The following is a 251-nucleotide window of genomic DNA, read 5'->3' on the forward strand; positions in this document are numbered from 1 at the left end:
AAGGTATAGTGCCTGATTATGTTACGAATTTAGATTTTACTGATCTAGCAATGAAATTTTTTCAAAATAAAGAAAATTTAAAACAAAGCATCATTGCTCTTGAGTGTGCTACGCATCCTAATATCGTGCGTAGTTTAAAGGCTGAAAATTGTATGATTGTTTTAAGAAATAAAGCTTTATATCAACGCTTCAATCTTAATGACTTTGGTTATATAGATACGGGTACTCATGTAAGTCATTTTTCTTATACT

Annotated in this window: 1 protein-coding gene; it reads left to right on the top strand. The window is 29.5% G+C overall.

Annotated elements, in window-relative coordinates:
- A partial coding sequence (locus ELQ06_RS08590) for a 6-hydroxymethylpterin diphosphokinase MptE-like protein (RefSeq protein WP_134237522.1) occupies positions 1–251 on the top strand: 251 nt, incomplete at both ends.

The organism is Campylobacter sp. CH246 (genome assembly GCF_004378835.1).
GTDB classification, from domain to species: domain Bacteria; phylum Campylobacterota; class Campylobacteria; order Campylobacterales; family Campylobacteraceae; genus Campylobacter_D; species Campylobacter_D jejuni.